This is a genomic window from Bacillus sp. D7-8 (assembly GCF_052055895.1).
GTDB lineage: Bacteria > Bacillota > Bacilli > Bacillales > Bacillaceae > Bacillus > Bacillus velezensis.
On sequence record NZ_CP179922.1, the window covers coordinates 422,021 to 440,222 of the forward strand.

Consider the following 18,202-nt stretch of genomic DNA (forward strand, 5'->3'; position numbering starts at 1 on the left):
GCAGCAGAGGGAGGAAGACAGCATGGAGCAAAAGAAAAAAACAGCCGGAAAGGCTTCCGGCAAATGGTCGCTTCTTTTAGGCGCGACATTTTTGATGGCGACATCATCAATCGGGCCCGGCTTTCTGACGCAAACGGCCACGTTTACCAACACATTGGCGGCAAGCTTCGGATTTATCATTTTAATTTCTATTATTTTGGACATTTTCGCGCAAACCAATGTATGGCGGATTATCGCGGTTTCCGGAAAGCGCGGCCAAGAGATTGCCAATATGGTGCTTCCGGGCGCCGGTTATGCCATTGCTTTTCTGGTCGTGCTCGGCGGACTTGCGTTTAATATCGGAAACATCGGCGGCGCGGGTCTCGGTCTTCAAGTATTATTCGGGATCAAACCGGAGATCGGCGCTTTAATCAGCGCAGCGGTCGCGGTGCTGATTTTTGTCATAAAGGAAGCCGGAAAAGTCATGGACCGTTTTATGCAGATCGCCGGAATCGTCATGATCGTATTGACTGTGTATGTTGCCGTAACGACGGCTCCGCCGGTCGGACACGCCGTTGTGAAAACTTTTATGCCTGATCATATCAGTGTGCTGGCGATCGTGACGCTTGTCGGCGGCACGGTCGGCGGATACATTACATTTGCCGGCGGCCACCGTTTGCTTGATTCAGGCATCCAAGGGAAGGAAGTCCTCCCTCAGGTTACGAAAAGCTCCATCACAGGCGTTCTGATTACATCGATTATGCGGATTGCCCTGTTTCTCGCCGTGCTCGGCGTCGTCTCAAAGGGCCTGAGCATTGATCCTGATAATCCGGCGGCTTCTGTATTCCGGCTTGCGGCGGGAAATGTAGGCTATAAAATTTTCGGCGTCATCATGTGGTCTGCCGCTATCACGTCTGTCATCGGCGCCGCCTATACATCGGTATCATTTTTCAAATCATTTTCAACAAAAATCGAAAAGCACTCACATGGCGTCATTATCGGTTTTATCATCGTATCCACTCTTATTTTTGTTACGATCGGCCAGCCTGCCAAAATTCTGGTCGCGGTCGGTTCGCTTAACGGCTTAATTCTGCCGCTTGCATTAGCGATGATACTGTTGGGCGCTTATAAGAAAAAAATCGTCGGCGATTACAAGCATCCGATCTGGCTCACGATTGCAGGGGCGATCGTAGTGGTTGTCATGGCGGTTATGGGCATCTATACATTATTCACGCAAATGCCGCAGCTATGGAGCTGATGATATGAAAAACCATATGAGTGACATGAGCCCCGAAGAAGTCAGACAGCTGGTCAGGAAGGGGCAGATGACCGGGCCGACGGCGGGGATGGCCGCTTCTTACGCACAAGCCAATCTCGTCGTTTTGCAAAAGGATCTTGCCTTTGATTTTCTCTTATTCTGCCAGCGCAATCAAAAGCCTTGTCCGGTGCTTGACGTGACGGATGCGGGTTCACCCGTTCCGGCAATAGCTGCGCCGGGAGCTGATATCCGGACGGACTTTCCGAAATACAGGATTTATCGGCATGGCGTGCTTACTGAAGAGGTAACAGATATTACGCCGTATTGGAAGGATGATGATGTCGGGTTTTTAATCGGCTGCAGTTTTTCATTCGAGCAAGCCCTTATTAATCAGCACATTCCAATCAGGCACATCGATGAGGGTGTGAATGTCCCCATGTATAAAACAGACATTGACTGTGTTCCCGCCGGCCCGTTTTCTGGAAAGATGGTCGTCAGCATGAGACCGATTCCGGAAAGGCTTGCAGTCCGCGCGGCGCAGGTCACGTCACGTTTTCCCGCCGTGCACGGCGCCCCCGTCCGCATCGGAAATCCGCAAAGCATCGGTATCAGCGATTTGCATCAGCCGGATTTCGGAGATGCCGTAACGGTGCGGGAAGGTGAAGTTCCCGTATTCTGGGCTTGCGGCGTTACGCCCCAGGCGGTGATCATGGAAGCAAAGCCTGACATCGTAATAACACATTCACCGGGGCACATGCTGATCACCGATATACGAAATGAATCGCTTGCTGTCCTGTAAGTGAGAAAGAATACAACGAGGTGATGACAATGATGCAGTATAGCGGAAATACAGCGCTTGATATACAGCCGTACGGTGATTCCGCCGTTATCATCCGCTTTGGCGGGCACATCAGCGAAGAGGTCAACAGCCGGGTGCATGCGGCGGCAGCCTGTATGGAAGAACGGCCGTTTCCGGGCTTCGTTGAATGTATTCCGGCATTCACAAGCTTAACGATCTTTTATGATGTGTATGCCGTCTCAAACATAAAAAAAGGCGTCTCTCCTTTTGCCCTGGTCAAGAAAGAAGTGACAGAACGTCTCAGCCATATAATGACCGGCCGCAAAGAAGAGCGCCGGGTGATGGAAATCCCCGTTTGCTACGGCGGTGATTTCGGTCCCGATTTAGAAGAGGTCGCTGAGATGAACGATCTGACCCCGGAAGACGTCATCCGCATTCATACTGAAGGCGAATATCTCGTTTATATGCTCGGATTTGCGCCGGGATTTCCGTTTTTAGGAGGAATGTCTGAGCGGATCAGAGCGCCGAGAAAGGCGTCGCCAAGGCCGTCCATCCCGGCCGGTTCAGTAGGAATCGCGGGAATGCAGACCGGTGTGTATCCGATATCCACTCCCGGCGGCTGGCAGCTGATCGGCAGCACCCCGCTCCGTCTTTTCAGGCCGGAAGAACATCCGCCGAGTCTTTTGAGAGCGGGCGATACGGTGAAATTCGTCCGGATCACAGCAGAGGAGTACAGCCGCATCAAGGAGGGAGCCGAATGAGTATGAAAGTGGTAAAGCCCGGTCTCTTGACGACGGTTCAGGACACGGGGCGGACGGGATATCAGAAATACGGTGTGCTGGGAAGCGGCGCAATGGATACGATCTCACTGCGCATCGCCAATCTTCTTGCCGGAAATCAAGAAAAAGAGGCGGGACTGGAAATTACGCTCATGGGGCCCGGGCCTTCCTTTGAATTTTCAGAACCTGCGGTTATTGCCGTCACGGGAGCTGATTTCGCCCTTCATATTAATGGGGAGCCCGCCCCTCTATGGAAACCGGTTTTGATAAAGGAAAACAGCGTCGTCTCATTCGGGCCGTGCAAGATGGGGAGCCGCGCTTATCTCGCAGTCGCGGGTGGATTTGACGTGCCCGCCGTCATGGAAAGCAAAAGCACGTATGTCAGAGCGGGGATCGGCGGTTTTTGCGGAAGAGCGCTGCAAAAAGATGATGAGCTGCCGCTCGGCCGTATGACGCCATGTTCGGAATCAATCGCGTACTGTCTGAGCGATTCTTTCGGACAGCATGGTTTCTCAGCGCCTGATTGGTCTGTCAGCAGCAGAGGATTTCTGCCGCTGAAAAAAAATCCGGTCATACGAGTGCTTGAAGGCGCTCAATTTCATGCTTTTACAGAAGAAGCAAAATTACGTTTTTACCAAGAGTCATATACGGTCACGCCTCAATCCGACCGAATGGGCTACCGGCTGAAGGGCGCTCCGCTTGAATTGCGGGAGCCGCTGGAGATGGTATCTGAGGCCGTGACGTTCGGAACGGTGCAGGTGCCGCCGGACGGCAATCCGATTATTCTGCTGGCTGACAGACAGACGACGGGGGGCTATCCGCGGATGGCGCATATCATATCCGCCGATCTTCCTCTCGTCGCCCAAACGATGCCGGGGGAACATATCACGTTCCGGGCCGTTTCGCTGGAGGAAGCGGAACTGCTGCTTTTAGAGAAGGAACAGCAGCTAAAGGAGCTGAAAGCAAGGCTTAAAATGGAATGGCTGATCTGACAAAGGGGCTAAAGACCATGGAAAACAAAAACAAAACTGTCATCAAATCAATGGAACTGCTTCATTTATTTCTGACTGAACCGAGCCTGAGCTTAAATGAGCTGGTTTCTCTATCGGAAATGCCGAAGACCTCGGTTCACCGGATGGCAAGCTCGCTGGAGGAAACGGGATTTCTCACCCGGGCAGCGGACGGCCGTTATCAGCTTGGTCTGATCTTTTTACAATTCGGCCAGCTCGTCTCTGAACGTCTGGACATCAGGAAAATAGCCAAACCGATTATGGAAGAGCTGTGCCGCGAAGTGGATGAGGCCGTTCAGCTGATCATGAGGGACGGAGATGAAGCCATTTACGTCGAAAAAATTGAAGGCACCCAAACCGTCCGCCTGTATACGGCAATCGGCCGCCGGTCGCCGCTGTACGCGGGAGCGTGCGCCAGAAGCATTCTATCGTTTCTGCCAAAAGAGGAGATTGACACATACATTCAGAAGACAAAGCTTGCCGCAATCGCCTCAGGCACGATGACGGATCGGGCTGAACTGCTTCAATCCATTGAAAGATCCTTACAATCAGGTTATACGATCAGCTATTCGGAATTAGAAGATTACACGGCGGCGATCGGGGCGCCGATTTTCAATCACGAAGGTAAGGTGGCTGCCGGAATCAGCATCGCCGGCTTCGAAGCCCGTTTTTCAGAGGACAGGCTGCCGTATTTAACCGAAAAGGTCAAAACCGCCGCACAGCATATTTCTGAGAAATTGGGTTATTGACCGAGCCAATTTTTCTTCACGCGCGTACATTACAATATCGATAGTAACGAGTGGAGGAAAGTAAATGGGACTTGTTTATACGGCGCTGGGGGATTCTTTGACGACGGGGAGGGGATCCGGGCCGTTTTCCGCCGGTTTTGTCCAGCGGTTCGGGCGTATGATGGCAGAAGATTTACAGACAAGAACCGACGTATCCGTCTTTGCCAAATCAGGCCTTGAGACGGGAGAAATTCTCGGGCTTATGTCCTTGCCGTACATTCAGAGGCGGATTCAGGCTGCTGATATGATTACGATTACAGGCTGCGGCAACGATTTGATCGATTCGGTTCAGGCATATCAGCAAACATCGGACGCTTCGGTGTTCACCGGCGTGTCCAGTCACTGCCATGAAAACTTTGAAAAGATGATTGCCAAGATCGCTGCCTTAAAAGGGCCGCACCCGTCTCCTTATGAGATCCGCGTCTTTAATTTATACAATCCTTTCCCGGGCATCTCCATTGCAGAAAAATGGATATCCTCTTATAATGCGCACCTCAGCACACTCGCATCGGCGCCGCACGTCAAAATTGCCGACGTCCACAGCGCTTTCAAAGGAAAAATGAATGAATATCTCTCTCATGACCGCGTACACCCCAACAGCAAGGGGTATGAAGTCATGGCATGCGTCCTGCGGGGGCTCGGATACGGAAGCCTCGCCCGCTCATAACCGCGCGCTCCTTTTCATCGGGAGCGCGCTTTTCGTGCTCCTTAAAACAAACTTAAAATTGTCCGACTTTCGTTCTATCCGCGCAAAAAATACGCTAGAATAATGGGGGATAAAGACAGAAATAGAATTGTGTTCAAAAAATGATAACAGAAAGGATGGATTGCTTTGCTGCGCGCCTTAAAACTGTCACTCGCGATGCTGATTATTATACTTGCGGCCGCCGCATTTACGTATGCGGAACATACCTCTGTCATACAGCCGGTTATGCTCGTGTTTCTCGGTGCGGTCATGTTCATTCAGGGGCTGGAGGAAAAACGGAAAGAAAACGACGGCTCCGGGAAATTCAATATCTATACCGCCGTTTTTGTATGGTCAATCTCCTTAATCGGTTTTACGCTTCACGCGATCTGAGTCTGATAGATCCTGAAAATGCTCCACAACGGGAAATGGTGAATAAAAACGGTGCAGTAAGGCTTTCCATTCCTGATATTCCGGCGATCCGCGAAAGCCTTTTGTATGATCTTCTAATGTCTCCCATTCCACAAGCAGCAAATATTTATGCGTCTTTTCCATACATTTGGACAAGGAATGGGACAGATAACCTTTCATGCCCGCGATAATCGGCTCCGCCCGGCGGAATGCCTCTTCGAATTCCCCCTCAAGACCTTCTTTTACATACAGCATGGCTGCTTCTCTGATCATCTGAAATTCCCCCTTTTTTTAATAGATACATTGTATAAGAATATGGCCCGTGACGGCAGGAAAAACAAAAAAATTTTAAACAATATGAGAAAAAAATCCTTGCCAGCCTGATTTGGTTTAGGAGAAAATAACAGTTGGAAGGCAGGGGAATAGACAGTGAAAAAAGGGTTATACCTATTACTTTTACTCGCAGGAATCATAGGTTTGATCGGCTGCTCGAAAACGGAATCGGCCGAAGACAGAATGAAAGATTTCGTAAAAGACTGGAACGGCGGTCATTACGATAAGATGTATCAAAGCCTCACCCAGGATGAAAAGAAAAAACGATCCAAAAAGGATTTTATAAAGCGATATGAAACCGTTTATGAACAAGCAGGGGTCAAAAATCTGAAAGTCACTGCCGAAAAACAGGACGAAGACGACAAGAAAAAAGATGACCTCCAGCACATCGATTATAAAGTCAGCATGGATACAAAAGCAGGGAAGGTCGCTTTTGAAAACACGGCCGTCCTGAAAAAAGAAAAAACAGACGATGGAGAATCATGGAACATCGACTGGAATCCTTCTTTTATTTTCAAACAGCTTTCCGATGACAAAACCGTGCAGATCGCAAATGAAGAACCGAAGCGCGGACAAATTTACGACAAAGACGGAAAAGGTCTCGCCGTGAATACCGAGGTGCCGGAAATCGGCATTATCCCTGGAAAACTCGGCAAGGATAAAGACAGCGTGATCAAAAAACTGTCTGAAAAACTGGACCTTTCTGAAGACGATATCAAAAGCAAACTGAACCAAGGCTGGGTAAAAGACGACTCCTATGTCCCGCTTCAAAAAATCAGACCGGATGATGAAAGCAAGGTCAAAAGCCTGCTCGCATTAGACGGCGTGACGAAAACGAAAGTCAGCTCCCGCTACTATCCGTACGGCGAAAAAGCGGCCCATCTGACCGGTTATATTAAAACCATCACAGCGGAGCAGCTGAAAAAAGCGAAAGACGGCCAATACAGCGATACTTCCAAAATCGGCATCGCCGGCCTTGAGAATGTATATGAAGACAAGCTGCGCGGCACGACCGGCTGGAAAATTTACGTCCCGCAAACAGGTGAGGTCATTGCTGAAAAGAAAGCCGAAAGCGGGCAGGATATTCATGTAACGATTGACATGAAAACGCAGACGAAGCTGTATGACTCTATGAAAGATGACAGCGGAGCGGCAGTCGCCCTCGAACCGCAAACGGGAGAGACACTCGCGCTAGTCAGCGCACCGTCTTATGACCCGAACGGCTTCATTTTCGGCTGGAGCGGCAAAGAATGGAAAAAGCTGAATGAAGATAAAAACAATCCGTTTTCAGCGAAATTCAACAAACTTTATGCGCCGGGATCAACGATTAAACCGATTGCCGCGGCAGTCGGCCTGACAAACGGCACATTGAAAGCGTCAGAAAAGAAAAAAATCACCGGAAAAGAGTGGCAGAAAGATTCGAGCTGGGGCGGTTACCATGTCACACGCGTATCAGAGCGCCTGAATGAAGTGGATCTCGAAAACGCGCTGATCACATCGGACAACATCTACTTTGCGCAAAATGCCATAGATGCCGGAGCGGACGCGTTTACAAAAGGATTAAAAACATTTGGCTTTGATGAAGAGATTCCGTACCAATTTCCGATTGAAAAGTCTTCAATCGCTAACGGCAAGCTTGATTCCGAGATCCTTCTCGGAGATACGGGCTACGGCCAGGGGCAGATGCTGATGTCTCCGCTGCACTTAGCGGCTGACTATACCGCATTTGTAACAGACGGAAATCTCGTCAAACCGACATTGATCAAAGACGGAGAAAAAACACCGCAAATCTGGCATAAGCAAGTGGTGTCGAAAGCCAATGCCGAAGAAATCACAAAAGGGCTGAGAGGCGTCGTTGAAGATCCGCGCGGCTCTGCATATCAGCCGGCCGTAAGCGGCATTACCGTAGCCGGAAAAACCGGTACAGCCGAGCTGAAAACGTCTAAAGAAGATAAAGACGGCAAAGAAAACGGCTGGTTTGTCGGTTACGATTATAAAAAGAAAGACCTTTTGATCGCGATGATGATTCAAGACGTCAAAAAACGCGGCGGAAGCCATTACGTCGTTGAAAAAGCGAAAAAGCAGTTTCAGAATCATTAAATGACGATTTTTGCGGGCTGAAAGGAAAATCGGCCGCCGAAGCAGAATGAAACAGCATGGGCAATTCCTGAAAACAGAGATACAAGAGGCTCTAAGAAAAAGGGGGATTTCACATGCAGCGCATTCAATTGGCTGAAGACCTGGAATTTTCAAGAGTGATACACGGGCTTTGGCGTCTGAACGAATGGAATGTTTCAGACGGAGAGCTGCTGAATCTGATTGAATGGTGCATCAGCCAAGGCATCACCACCTTCGACCATGCCGATATATACGGCGGTTATACGTGTGAAAAGCTCTTCGGCGGCGCTTTGTCCCTTTCGCCTTCAATAAGGGAGCAAATCGAAATCGTCACAAAATGCGGGATTGTCATTGAATCACCGGAACGGCCCGGAAACAAGTCGCATCATTATAATACGTCGAAGTCTCACATTTTAGCGTCGGCGGAGCAGTCGCTTTTGAATCTGAATACCGATTATCTGGACGTGCTGCTCATTCACAGACCGGACCCGCTTATGGACCCGGAGGCTGTGGCTGAAGCGTTTCATGCGCTGAAAAGCTCGGGAAAGGTCAGATATTTCGGGGTGTCGAACTTTAAAGCGCACCAGTACAGAATGCTCGAATCCTATTTGGATGATCCGCTCATCACAAACCAAATTGAAATCTCGGCGTACGAGCTGGAAAATATTCATGACGGCACGCTGGATTTCTGTCAGGAAAAACGCATTCCGCCGATGGCGTGGTCACCGATTGCGGGCGGGAGCGTCTTTACCGGACAATCAGATAAGGACGTCCGTATCCGTGCCGCGCTTCGTTCCGTACAGGAAGAAATCGGTGCCGCTTCCATTGACGAAGTCATGTACGCATGGCTGTTCACCCACCCGGCAGACATCATGCCGATTGTCGGCAGCGGAAAAGAGAACCGCATTTCCGCCGCGGTGCGTGCATCCGCGTACAAACTCAGCCATGATCAGTGGTTCCGGATTTATACCAGTGTCCAAGGCTGCGATATTCCATAAACAGAACAAACGCCCGGAAGCTATCTTCCGGGCGTTTGTTTATGTGGTGTGCAATGTCTAAAAACAAGTAAGGTCACTTTGAAGTATAGCCGTGCGGATCAAGAGTAACAAGCGTCATGGCATATTATCTGACACATTTTTCTTTTTCAATACTGTCACACGGCCCAGTGCCAAATTGCCATTTGAAAATGGTTGAATAATCATTGAAAGCGTTTTATATTATAACTTACACCACTTTCCCCGGCAGCACTCCCCATATGCCATACTTCTCACAACTAGAAAATCTGGAGGCGCGTTTCATGTATATGACAGCGAGAGAACAAAAATTAATGAAACATCTATTACTGCAGAACCGGTACGAGACAGTGCATGAACTGGCGGAAGCTTTACAAGTCAGCACAAGAACCGTTCACCGCGAGTTAAAAACAATCAAACCGATGATGGAATCATTCGGTCTGGCACTTGATAAACAGCCCGGCAAAGGACTGAAAGCGGTAGGAAACCCGGAGGACAAACAAAAACTCCTGTCAGACCTGTCCTATGAACAGTATGAATACAGCGCTGAGGAGCGGAAACTTTTAATTCTATGTTCACTATTAGAGTCTCAAGAGCCGATCAAGCTCTACAGTCTGGCGAACGAACTGCAAGTAACAAACGCGACGATCAGCTATGACCTGGATGAGCTGGAGACTTGGATTGCGCCCTTCGGCTTGACGCTGATCCGAAAAAGGGGCTTCGGCATTCAGCTGACGGGGCCGGAAAATGCGAAACGGAAAATCGTCGGCAATCTCATCGTCAACCGCCTTGATATTCAAAGCTTTTTGGAAGCGGTTGAATTGAATATTAAAGGAAAACCGGATGATGCTGAAAAAATGTTCGGCGTCGTAAATAAAGCGGAACTTTTGAAAATGGACCGGCTCTTAATTCAGCTCAAGGAAAAAATCGCGATCGCCTTATCTGACAGCTCATACATGGCGCTTGCGGTTCATTTAACCTTTGCGATGGACCGGATCAGGCTCGGAGAAACCATTACGATGGAGGATTCGGAACTAAAAGCGCTGCAGCAGACGAAGGAGTACGGCTCTGCGCTGGAAATGGCAAAAGAGCTTGAAAAAGCGTTCGGCGTTTCAATTCCGGAAGCTGAGATCGGATATATCACCATTCATTTGCGGAGCGCCAACCGCAAATACAAAACGGAATTCAAACCGGAAGACATAGAGGTTGAAACGGCCTTGCAAACGAAGCAGCTGATCGGCTTCATTTCTGAAAAAATTAAAATTGATCTGACGGAAAATGGCTCTTTATATGACGGTTTAATCGCCCATCTCGAGCCTGCGATCAACCGGGTAAAAGAAAATATCGACATGTACAACCCGATGACCGAGCAAATTAAACGCGACTACTTTCTGCTGTACATGGCCGTAGAAGAAGGAATGGAAAAATTCTTTCCGGGGCTTCTTTTCTCTGATAATGAGATCGCTTTCATCGTTCTTCACTTCGGCTCCGCTTTGGAAATCAAACGGGAAGAGGCGAAGATCAAAGCGCTGATCGTCTGTTCAAGCGGCATCGGGTCGTCCAAAATGCTCGCATCCAGGCTGAAAAAAGAGCTTTCGGAAATCCGTTCCTTTGATATGTCTTCCCTCATCGAACTGAAGGATCGAGACATCACCGCGTATGACATGATCGTATCAACCGTTCCGATCCCGTATGAAAACATTGATTACGTCATGGTCAGTCCGCTTTTAAACGAAGAAGACGCTGATCAGGTCAAGCAGTACATCAAAAGAAAAATTCCGCTGATTCTTGACAAAAAAAGAAACGGCAAAAGAGAAGAGAAGCAGCCGGAGACGCCTGATATGCTGGAAGCGGCCGGCCGTATGGCGCATTACGCGGCGGTTATCCAAAGCGTGCTGCGGAACTTTTCGATCAAATCCATTGATTCAAACACGGCGTATGAGCTGTTTTTGAACCGTATGTTTGACATGCTGGAGCAAGAAGGATTGGTTCATAATGCCCAAAAAACCGCGCAGCGCCTTGCTGAGCGTGAACGACAGGGCGGACTCGGCATTCCGGGAACGGCGATGGCCCTGTACCATCTCAAAAATGAAGAAATTGTCACGCCTTTTTTCAAAATTTATGATTTGACGGCTCCATGCAGTGTCAAAGGCATGGACGGAAATTCCCTGACCGTCGACCGCGCTTTGGTGATGATGGCGCCGGCTGATATGGCCGCTGAAGGGTCGGAAATACTAAGTGCGGTCAGCTCGGCCATCATCGAGTCCGAAGGCAGTATAAAAGCCTTCCAGACGGAGGATGAGGCCGATTTATACAAACGTTTAAACAAGCTGTTTTATCATTTCATTCAGGAGAAAGGACAGCGGTAAACAGGAAGCGCACACCTCATGTGGGGTGTGTTTTTTTGCGCATGTATGAGGGTAAGGGGAAGGGAAGAAACTAAAAACACGGGACTATTGTATCATTCACTGATGGAATAGTTCTAAAACAAAATAGTTTTACAAGTTATATTTTTTGGTTTAAAATGGGTTGCGTGAGAAAGAAAATCTGACAGAGTTTTTTGTGATTTATCATTATGGGAGATGAAAATATGGAGACATTACAGCATCTGATTCTGCATGACATTTCAAATAGCGAAGAGATCGAAGCTGTAAAAAGCGGTGCGCATACCCTGACCTACGCGGAATATCGAAAACGAATCAACCAGCTTGCACAAGCGCTTCTTGATAAAGGAATAAAAAAAGGCGACAGAGTGGCGATGCTTTGCAAAAACGGCCACGCGGCATCCATTGTCATGTTTGCGGCACTCGAAATCGGCGCGGTGGTTGTGCCGGTCAGCTGGCAATTAACACCTTACGAAATGAAAGGCATTTTAGCAGCCTGTGAACCGAAAGCTGTTTTTTACAGCACTGAATTTAAAGAGATTATGGAAGAAGTGCTTCCTGCGCTGGTATCTTCTCTTAAACTGAAGGTCGAGACCGGAACAGCTGCGGAGACAACGCCTCAGTTTGACGCTTTATTGACAGGCTCTGGCGAAATACCGGATGTCGAAACGGTGTCTGAAAACGATACGGCATTGCTGATGTTTACCTCAGGTACAACCGGCAATCCGAAACGCTGCATGATCACTCACGGCGGCATATACAACTATGTAAACGCGACATTGGCATACACGGGGAGAATGCAGCATGTCCGCTTCTTAGCATGCCATCCGAATTACCATACGAGCGCGATTATCTGCCAGATGGTCGGCACGATGAGCGGAACGACATTCATTATGACAGACAATCAGGACCCTGTGGAAAACTTGAAGCTCATCGAAAAAGAAAAAATTCAAACCATCATGGCGCTGCCAGTCTATTTCACATACCTGCTGAAAGCATGGGAAACGCACCAGACTGACATGTCTTCTATCGTTTATATGATGACGGGAGGCACAAAGGTGCCAAGCAGCCTGATCCAGCAGTATCTCGACATCGGCATTCCGCTCATGCACGGATACGGAAGCACGGAAGCGTGGGGTATCAGCTCTTGGAATCCGCAAATGGGAATGGATAAAGCCGCTTCCGCGGGTAAACCGATGGAAGAAGTGGATGTCCGCGTTGTAGATCCGGACACAGGTGAAGTCCTTCCGCAAGGCTCAATCGGAGAAGTCGCTGTGACAAGTCCGTTTTTATTCAAAGGCTACGAAGGTAACGAAGAAGCAACACGAAAAGTGCTGAAAGACGGCTGGTTCCATACCGGCGATTCCGGATATGTGGATGAAGACGGATTTATCTTTATCACCGGACGTTATAAAGATGTCATCATCTACGGCGGCGACAATATTTATCCCGACCAGATTGAAGAGGTCATTCAGCAAGTGCCGGGCATTCTCGAAACGGCGGTTGTCGGTATTCCTGATCCGCTTTACGGTGAAAAGCCGAAAGCGTTCATCGTGACAAACGGCAGAGAAGGCCTGACAGAAGAAGAAGTGACCCGATTCCTTCAAGAACGTCTTGCCGCCTTTAAAATTCCGGAAATTGAGTTCGTCAGCGAACTTCCGAAAAACAACCTTGGAAAAGTGAGAAAAGACGTGCTCCGCAAACAAGCGGTCCGTTCATAATTGAAAACAAAAACCCGGCTGCCAGCCGGGTTTTTTTCTTGCGTTCCATGTGAAACATTTTTCTCCGAAAACGTTTTGAACTGTCTCAATCATGTTTATCCGGAGGACTGCCGAGGTAGACAAGAAATATGAGATCGAACAAGAAGGAGGAACTTGACATGGAAAACTATCCGAAGGAATTCCCGGCGGAATCACAAAACCGCCAGCCGGGCATTGAGAACGAAATGAATCCGGCGCCTGTTTATGAATACAAAGAATATAAAGGCGCTGATAAATTAAAAGGGAAAACCGCACTTATCACAGGGGGCGACAGCGGTATCGGACGCGCCGTAGCGGTTGCTTACGCGAAGGAAGGCGCAAATGTCGCGATCGTCTATTTTGATGAACACGGTGATGCGGAAGATACAAAAAAACGAGTGGAAGAAGAAGGCGTAAAATGTCTGTTAATCCCCGGCGATGTCGGTGAGGAAGACTTTTGCAATGAAGCGGTTGAAAAAACGGTTGAAGAATTCGGGCGTCTTGATATTCTCGTGAATAACGCCGCGGAACAGCATCCGAAAGAAAGCATTAAAGACATCACAAGCGAGCAGCTTCACAGAACCTTTAAAACAAACTTTTACTCACAATTTTATTTGACTAAAAAAGCGATTGATTACATGAAGCCGGGCAGCGCGATCATCAATACGACATCCATTAATCCTTACACAGGCAATCCGCAGCTGATTGACTACACGGCTACAAAAGGCGCGATTAACGGTTTTACGAGATCCATGGCGCAAGCGCTCGTCAACGACGGTATCCGTGTCAACGCCGTGGCACCGGGGCCGATCTGGACACCGCTCATTCCGGCGACATTCTCAGAAGAAACAGTCGCTTCCTTCGGTCAGACTACGCCGATGGGGCGGGCAGGCCAGCCTGTTGAGCATGTCGGCTGCTATGTGCTCTTGGCCTCAGACGAATCATCTTATATGACCGGACAGACGCTGCATGTCAACGGCGGCAAATTTGTAACCACATAAGGGGGCTGAAGCATGACGATATCGAAACATGATGTGAATGCATACTATCAAAAAGCGGGAATCGTTCTGACTGATAATGAAGTCGAAGACATTCAAATCATGGATTACGGCTTAGGCAAGCTTGAGGAAACCGGGCTTCAGCTGTTTATTTACGTGAATACCGACCGCTACTGTTCGAAAGAATTGGTGCTCTTCCCGCGCCAGACGTGTCCGGAACACCGCCATCCGCCGGTCGGCAGCGAGAAGGGAAAACAAGAGACATTCCGCTGCCGCTGGGGGAAGGTGTATCTCTACGTGGAAGGCGAAAAGACAGAGAACCCAAGCGTCCTCCCGCCGGAAGAAGACAAGGAATACTACACCGTCTGGCATGAAATTGTGCTTGAGCCGGGCGGACAATACACCATTCCGCCGGATACGAAGCATTGGTTTCAAGCGGGAGAAGAAGGGGCGGTCGTCACGGAAATGTCATCGACAAGCACGGATGATCACGATGTTTTCACCGACCCGCGCATTTAAAGATGAGGCTGCACGCCTCATCTTTTTTTGTATGGAAAAAAATGAATTTACCTGTATAATGGCTAATAAAGGAAAGAAGGTGCGGTCGTGTTTTCCTGTCAAATCCGGGAACATCTGACGATCAGATTGCTTGCCAAAGAAGATACGGACGAATTGTATTCTGTTATGAAGCGAAATCAAAACCATCTCAGCGAATGGCTCAGCTGGGCGGAAGAACTGGCTGATTTCGATACATACCGCGATGTGATCATCCCTGAATGGCGCTATAAATACGCGGAAGAAAATGGGTTTGACGCCGGAATTTTTGTGAAGGGCCGGTTTTGCGGCATGATCAGCATCCATAATGTCGATACAGCCAATCAAAAAGCAGAGATCGGCTACTGGATGGATCGAGAGCATGAAGGATTCGGCATTATCACCGCAAGCTGCCGGGCGGTTATCAACCATGCATTTCAGGATCTCGGCCTGAACCGCATTATGATTAGCGCGGCTGAAAAAAACATGAAAAGCAGGGCAGTGGCGGAACGGCTCGGATTTCAGAAAGAAGGACTGACGAGAGAAGGCATTTTCGTACAGGGCGCCTATCATGACACGGTGAACTACAGCATGCTGAAGCGGGAATGGAGCGAAGATCGGCAGAATAGCACATTTCTTGGTTTAAATGTCTCCCCAATGTGGAAAAGTAACAGTGGAGACGTTAAAAAGGAGTGATTCTTCATGAATCAAAATGAAATCAAAGAAAAAGTGCTTGAAGTACTGGATCATCATAAAGTCGGTTCGCTTGCGACGGTAGAGCAAGGCAAACCGCATTCACGCTACATGACATTTTTCCATGACGGCTTAACGATTTACACGCCGACGAGCAAAGACACTCATAAAGCGGAAGAAATTGAAAACAATCCGAATGTTCATATTCTGTTAGGGTATGACTGTGAAGGATTCGGAGACGCTTATGTGGAAGTGGCCGGAACCGCCAAACTGAACAACTCAGCCGATTTAAAAGAAAAGCTGTGGGATCCGAAACTGGAACGCTGGTTTGACGGAAAAGACGATCCGAACCTGGTGATTCTTGAAATTGAACCGAAGCAGATCAAGCTCATGAACGCGGGTGAAAAAACGCCGGCCGAGCTGGAACTTTAATAAATCATTTGATTATTCAGGGGCAATCTGGTATACTTAACTGCTAAGTGACAACATGCAAATAAAAAAGAAAGTAAACTTCTTTTTTCTGTTTTGATATAGAAGCTTCAGGCTTCAACGGACAGCTTGAAAAAAAGCTGAGCTTATTCTTTTCCTTCTGACATTCGCCCCTAACGAAGAGATGGAAAAAAGACTTTTTGTTTTACAATTCACACCGGCGCGGCTTCGGAGCCGCAGTGACGATTGAGAGGTAGGGCTTTCGTTGTCTTGTGTTCAAGAACTTCCATGGTGTTTACTTTCGAAGAATGATTCTGTCGGAACTGTTAATACGAATCACCCGCGGGCTAAGGCGGGCAACCATATATTATTTATTTGCGTAAGAAAAGAATAAGACAAAACCGCTCCGGACATCCGGGCGGTTTTTTTATGTAAACGGCCGAAACCTCGCCGCAGTCTGCAGAGTCTAATCAGTAGAAAAGATTTGGAGGAATCATACATTGCACGTTATTACTTCACAAGTACTGTTTATCTTCTGTTTTCTGCTGCTGATACATTCGATTGAAACGCTTGCCTATGCAACACGGCTTTCTGGCGCGAGAGTCGGTTTTATCGCGTCCGCGCTGTCATTATTTAATGTCATGGTCATCGTGTCTCGCATGTCAAACATGGTTCAGCAGCCGTTTACCGGACATCTGATTGATGCCGCCGGATCAAACGCCCTGTCTCTTGTGGGTGCTCAGTTTCGATTTTTAATATTCGGCTCCACGGTCGGAACGATGCTCGGCATCTGTCTTTTGCCGACATTCGTCGCGTTATTCTCCAGGGCGATTATACACTTGGCGGACGGAGGAGGCTCCGTCATGCAGGTATTTAAAAAAGGATTTTCACTGAACGGGCTGAAGCATGCGCGTTCTTATATCAGACTGCCGTCAGTCTCCTATTTAAAAGGGCTTCAATTCCGAATGATTCCGAAACGCTTGTTTGTCATTAATATGGTCATTACGTCTATTTACACGATCGGTGTTCTGTCCGCTCTGTACGCCGGCCTTCTGGCGCCTGAGCACAGCACGACCGCCGTGATGGCATCAGGCTTAATCAACGGAGTTGCGACTATGCTGTTGGCTGTGTTTGTTGACCCGAAAGTATCCGTACTGGCAGACGATGTGGCGAAGGGCAAGCGCAGCTACGTCTCCTTAAAATGGACATCATTGACGATGGTGACATCAAGGGTGGCGGGCACGCTTCTCGCCCAGCTCGTATTCATCCCCGGCGCTTATTATATCGCCTGGGTGACGAAATGGATGTAACGCATGAAAAAAGCTCCTCTGCAGAAGAGGAGCTTTTTTATTGATAATGTCTCAGGCCGCGATCATAAATAAAATTACCGAACGGAATAAAGGCCGCGATAAAACCGGCGGCTGACCATTTCACATGCCATTTGACAGTAAACGCCGCATACGCCAGCACCGCCAGATAAATGATAAACAAACCGCCGTGAATGGAACCGGCAATGGTGACGGCGAGCGGATGATGAGCCCAATACTTCAGCGGCATCGCGATAAACAGCAGCACCAAAAGCGACATTCCTTCAATAAACCCCATCGTGCGAAGTCTGCCGATCGGCGTGTGTAACATACAGCTCCCTCCTGTCGGACATCTTTTTTCCTCTATACTATAAGCAAAGGGCAGTCCTAATATGACCATTTCGCGTCTGTTCCTAAAAAAACCTTCATTAATTCAGCCAGTTGTTCTTGTCATTTTTCGGATTTCTCTTGATAATATAGCCAAAAGGGTAAGGAAGGACTACAGTCATGAAACTAGATAATGTTGATCTGAGCATCATTAAAGAGCTGCAGCGGGACAGCCGCCTGTCCATGCGGGAACTGGGCAGAAAAATCAAATTGTCAGCTCCGTCCGTCACAGAGCGTGTCAGACAGCTTGAATCCTTCGGCGTCATTAAGCGCTATACATTGGACATTGATCAAAAAAAGATCGGGCTTCCTGTTTCCTGCATTGTCGAAGCGACGGTGAAAAACGGAAAATACGATCAATTTAAAACCTACATTCAATCCATTCCCAACATTGAATTTTGTTTTCGGGTCGCCGGGGCGGCGTGTTATATGCTGAAGATGAACGCGGACAGCCTGGAAACGATCGAACACTTCATTAACCGCACCTCTCCGTATGCCCAAACCGTGACCCATGTCATTTTCTCAGAAATTGACACAAAAAACGTCCTCGATTAGAGA

At 48.5% G+C, this 18,202-nt stretch carries 19 protein-coding genes; 17 read left to right on the forward strand and 2 right to left on the reverse strand.

Annotation, left to right across the window (positions count from 1 at the left end; genetic code table 11):
- Nucleotides 1–22: 22 nt before the first annotated feature.
- From ACKTRM_RS02145 to ACKTRM_RS02175, 7 genes are all read left to right on the forward strand, one after another.
- Nucleotides 23–1,237 (forward strand): NRAMP family divalent metal transporter, encoded by a 1,215-nt coding sequence (locus ACKTRM_RS02145; RefSeq protein ID WP_007410295.1) that lies wholly within the window; start codon nt 23–25, stop codon nt 1,235–1,237.
- Nucleotides 1,238–1,241: 4 nt separating this feature from the next.
- Entirely contained in the window at nt 1,242–2,036 is a 795-nt protein-coding gene (locus tag ACKTRM_RS02150; protein WP_012116820.1) for a putative hydro-lyase, read from the forward strand.
- 29 nt (nt 2,037–2,065) lie between these two features.
- Entirely contained in the window at nt 2,066–2,797 is a 732-nt protein-coding gene (gene pxpB, locus ACKTRM_RS02155) for a 5-oxoprolinase subunit PxpB (protein WP_012116821.1), read from the forward strand.
- Between the two features lie 2 nt (nt 2,798–2,799).
- Nucleotides 2,800–3,807, forward strand: coding sequence for a biotin-dependent carboxyltransferase family protein (locus tag ACKTRM_RS02160; RefSeq protein WP_123912785.1), 1,008 nt, complete (start codon nt 2,800–2,802; stop codon nt 3,805–3,807).
- Between the two features lie 17 nt (nt 3,808–3,824).
- Nucleotides 3,825–4,574, forward strand: coding sequence for an IclR family transcriptional regulator (locus ACKTRM_RS02165; protein ID WP_012116823.1), 750 nt, complete (start codon nt 3,825–3,827; stop codon nt 4,572–4,574).
- 64 nt (nt 4,575–4,638) lie between these two features.
- Nucleotides 4,639–5,280 carry a GDSL-type esterase/lipase family protein gene (locus ACKTRM_RS02170; protein WP_012116824.1) on the forward strand — a complete coding sequence of 214 codons (642 nt, stop codon included), beginning with the start codon at nt 4,639–4,641 and terminating at the stop codon, nt 5,278–5,280.
- 195 nt (nt 5,281–5,475) lie between these two features.
- Nucleotides 5,476–5,691 carry a YczI family protein gene (locus ACKTRM_RS02175; protein WP_369719110.1) on the forward strand — a complete coding sequence of 72 codons (216 nt, stop codon included), beginning with the start codon at nt 5,476–5,478 and terminating at the stop codon, nt 5,689–5,691.
- Here ACKTRM_RS02175 and ACKTRM_RS02180 read toward each other — a convergent pair.
- Nucleotides 5,662–5,982: an antibiotic biosynthesis monooxygenase family protein gene (locus ACKTRM_RS02180; protein WP_003156282.1), complete on the reverse strand. Its 321-nt coding sequence runs from the start codon at nt 5,980–5,982 to the stop codon at nt 5,662–5,664. The two genes, ACKTRM_RS02175 and ACKTRM_RS02180, sit on opposite strands and share 30 nt — an antisense overlap.
- A 156-nt stretch (nt 5,983–6,138) precedes the next feature.
- Here ACKTRM_RS02180 and ACKTRM_RS02185 point away from each other — a divergent pair, with 156 nt between their 5' ends.
- From ACKTRM_RS02185 to ACKTRM_RS02225, 9 genes are all read left to right on the forward strand, one after another.
- On the forward strand, nt 6,139–8,142 hold the full coding sequence (locus ACKTRM_RS02185; protein WP_012116825.1) for a penicillin-binding transpeptidase domain-containing protein: 2,004 nt from the start codon (nt 6,139–6,141) through the stop codon (nt 8,140–8,142).
- Nucleotides 8,143–8,255: 113 nt separating this feature from the next.
- The gene (locus ACKTRM_RS02190; protein WP_012116826.1) at nt 8,256–9,158 is read left to right on the forward strand and encodes an aldo/keto reductase; all 903 of its coding nucleotides are present in this window, start codon (nt 8,256–8,258) and stop codon (nt 9,156–9,158) included.
- A gap of 299 nt (nt 9,159–9,457) precedes the next feature.
- The gene (locus tag ACKTRM_RS02195) at nt 9,458–11,542 is read left to right on the forward strand and encodes a BglG family transcription antiterminator (RefSeq protein ID WP_012116827.1); all 2,085 of its coding nucleotides are present in this window, start codon (nt 9,458–9,460) and stop codon (nt 11,540–11,542) included.
- 221 nt (nt 11,543–11,763) lie between these two features.
- A complete protein-coding gene (locus tag ACKTRM_RS02200) occupies nt 11,764–13,278 on the forward strand; it encodes a class I adenylate-forming enzyme family protein (RefSeq protein WP_012116828.1) in 1,515 nt (504 codons plus the stop codon).
- Nucleotides 13,279–13,436: 158 nt separating this feature from the next.
- The gene (locus ACKTRM_RS02205) at nt 13,437–14,297 is read left to right on the forward strand and encodes an SDR family oxidoreductase (protein WP_023356711.1); all 861 of its coding nucleotides are present in this window, start codon (nt 13,437–13,439) and stop codon (nt 14,295–14,297) included.
- A 12-nt stretch (nt 14,298–14,309) separates the two neighbouring features.
- Nucleotides 14,310–14,813 carry a D-lyxose/D-mannose family sugar isomerase gene (locus tag ACKTRM_RS02210; protein WP_012116829.1) on the forward strand — a complete coding sequence of 168 codons (504 nt, stop codon included), beginning with the start codon at nt 14,310–14,312 and terminating at the stop codon, nt 14,811–14,813.
- An 87-nt stretch (nt 14,814–14,900) separates the two neighbouring features.
- Nucleotides 14,901–15,524, forward strand: coding sequence for a GNAT family N-acetyltransferase (locus tag ACKTRM_RS02215; RefSeq protein ID WP_012116830.1), 624 nt, complete (start codon nt 14,901–14,903; stop codon nt 15,522–15,524).
- Nucleotides 15,525–15,530: 6 nt separating this feature from the next.
- Nucleotides 15,531–15,953: a pyridoxamine 5'-phosphate oxidase family protein gene (locus ACKTRM_RS02220; protein ID WP_003156270.1), complete on the forward strand. Its 423-nt coding sequence runs from the start codon at nt 15,531–15,533 to the stop codon at nt 15,951–15,953.
- A gap of 497 nt (nt 15,954–16,450) precedes the next feature.
- The gene (locus tag ACKTRM_RS02225) at nt 16,451–17,260 is read left to right on the forward strand and encodes a lipid II flippase Amj family protein (RefSeq protein WP_012116831.1); all 810 of its coding nucleotides are present in this window, start codon (nt 16,451–16,453) and stop codon (nt 17,258–17,260) included.
- 37 nt (nt 17,261–17,297) lie between these two features.
- Here ACKTRM_RS02225 and ACKTRM_RS02230 read toward each other — a convergent pair whose 3' ends face one another.
- The gene (locus tag ACKTRM_RS02230; protein ID WP_007410179.1) at nt 17,298–17,588 is read right to left on the reverse strand and encodes a DUF3817 domain-containing protein; all 291 of its coding nucleotides are present in this window, start codon (nt 17,586–17,588) and stop codon (nt 17,298–17,300) included.
- A 176-nt stretch (nt 17,589–17,764) separates the two neighbouring features.
- Here ACKTRM_RS02230 and ACKTRM_RS02235 point away from each other — a divergent pair, with 176 nt between their 5' ends.
- Complete coding sequence (locus ACKTRM_RS02235) at nt 17,765–18,199, forward strand: Lrp/AsnC family transcriptional regulator (RefSeq protein ID WP_007410180.1); 435 nt, start codon at nt 17,765–17,767, stop codon at nt 18,197–18,199.
- Nucleotides 18,200–18,202: the final 3 nt, after the last annotated feature.

Coding starts and splice junctions, on each gene's coding strand:
- ACKTRM_RS02195 (WP_012116827.1), top strand. CDS start 9,458: ATGTATATGACAGCGAGAGAACAAAAATTAATGAAACATCTATTACTG.
- ACKTRM_RS02175 (WP_369719110.1), top strand. CDS start 5,476: ATGCTGATTATTATACTTGCGGCCGCCGCATTTACGTATGCGGAACAT.
- pxpB (WP_012116821.1), top strand. CDS start 2,066: ATGATGCAGTATAGCGGAAATACAGCGCTTGATATACAGCCGTACGGT.
- ACKTRM_RS02145 (WP_007410295.1), top strand. CDS start 23: ATGGAGCAAAAGAAAAAAACAGCCGGAAAGGCTTCCGGCAAATGGTCG.
- ACKTRM_RS02170 (WP_012116824.1), top strand. CDS start 4,639: ATGGGACTTGTTTATACGGCGCTGGGGGATTCTTTGACGACGGGGAGG.
- ACKTRM_RS02235 (WP_007410180.1), top strand. CDS start 17,765: ATGAAACTAGATAATGTTGATCTGAGCATCATTAAAGAGCTGCAGCGG.
- ACKTRM_RS02200 (WP_012116828.1), top strand. CDS start 11,764: ATGGAGACATTACAGCATCTGATTCTGCATGACATTTCAAATAGCGAA.
- ACKTRM_RS02210 (WP_012116829.1), top strand. CDS start 14,310: ATGACGATATCGAAACATGATGTGAATGCATACTATCAAAAAGCGGGA.
- ACKTRM_RS02190 (WP_012116826.1), top strand. CDS start 8,256: ATGCAGCGCATTCAATTGGCTGAAGACCTGGAATTTTCAAGAGTGATA.
- ACKTRM_RS02220 (WP_003156270.1), top strand. CDS start 15,531: ATGAATCAAAATGAAATCAAAGAAAAAGTGCTTGAAGTACTGGATCAT.
- ACKTRM_RS02165 (WP_012116823.1), top strand. CDS start 3,825: ATGGAAAACAAAAACAAAACTGTCATCAAATCAATGGAACTGCTTCAT.
- ACKTRM_RS02150 (WP_012116820.1), top strand. CDS start 1,242: ATGAAAAACCATATGAGTGACATGAGCCCCGAAGAAGTCAGACAGCTG.
- ACKTRM_RS02160 (WP_123912785.1), top strand. CDS start 2,800: ATGAAAGTGGTAAAGCCCGGTCTCTTGACGACGGTTCAGGACACGGGG.
- ACKTRM_RS02230 (WP_007410179.1), bottom strand. CDS start 17,588: ATGTTACACACGCCGATCGGCAGACTTCGCACGATGGGGTTTATTGAA.
- ACKTRM_RS02205 (WP_023356711.1), top strand. CDS start 13,437: ATGGAAAACTATCCGAAGGAATTCCCGGCGGAATCACAAAACCGCCAG.
- ACKTRM_RS02180 (WP_003156282.1), bottom strand. CDS start 5,982: ATGATCAGAGAAGCAGCCATGCTGTATGTAAAAGAAGGTCTTGAGGGG.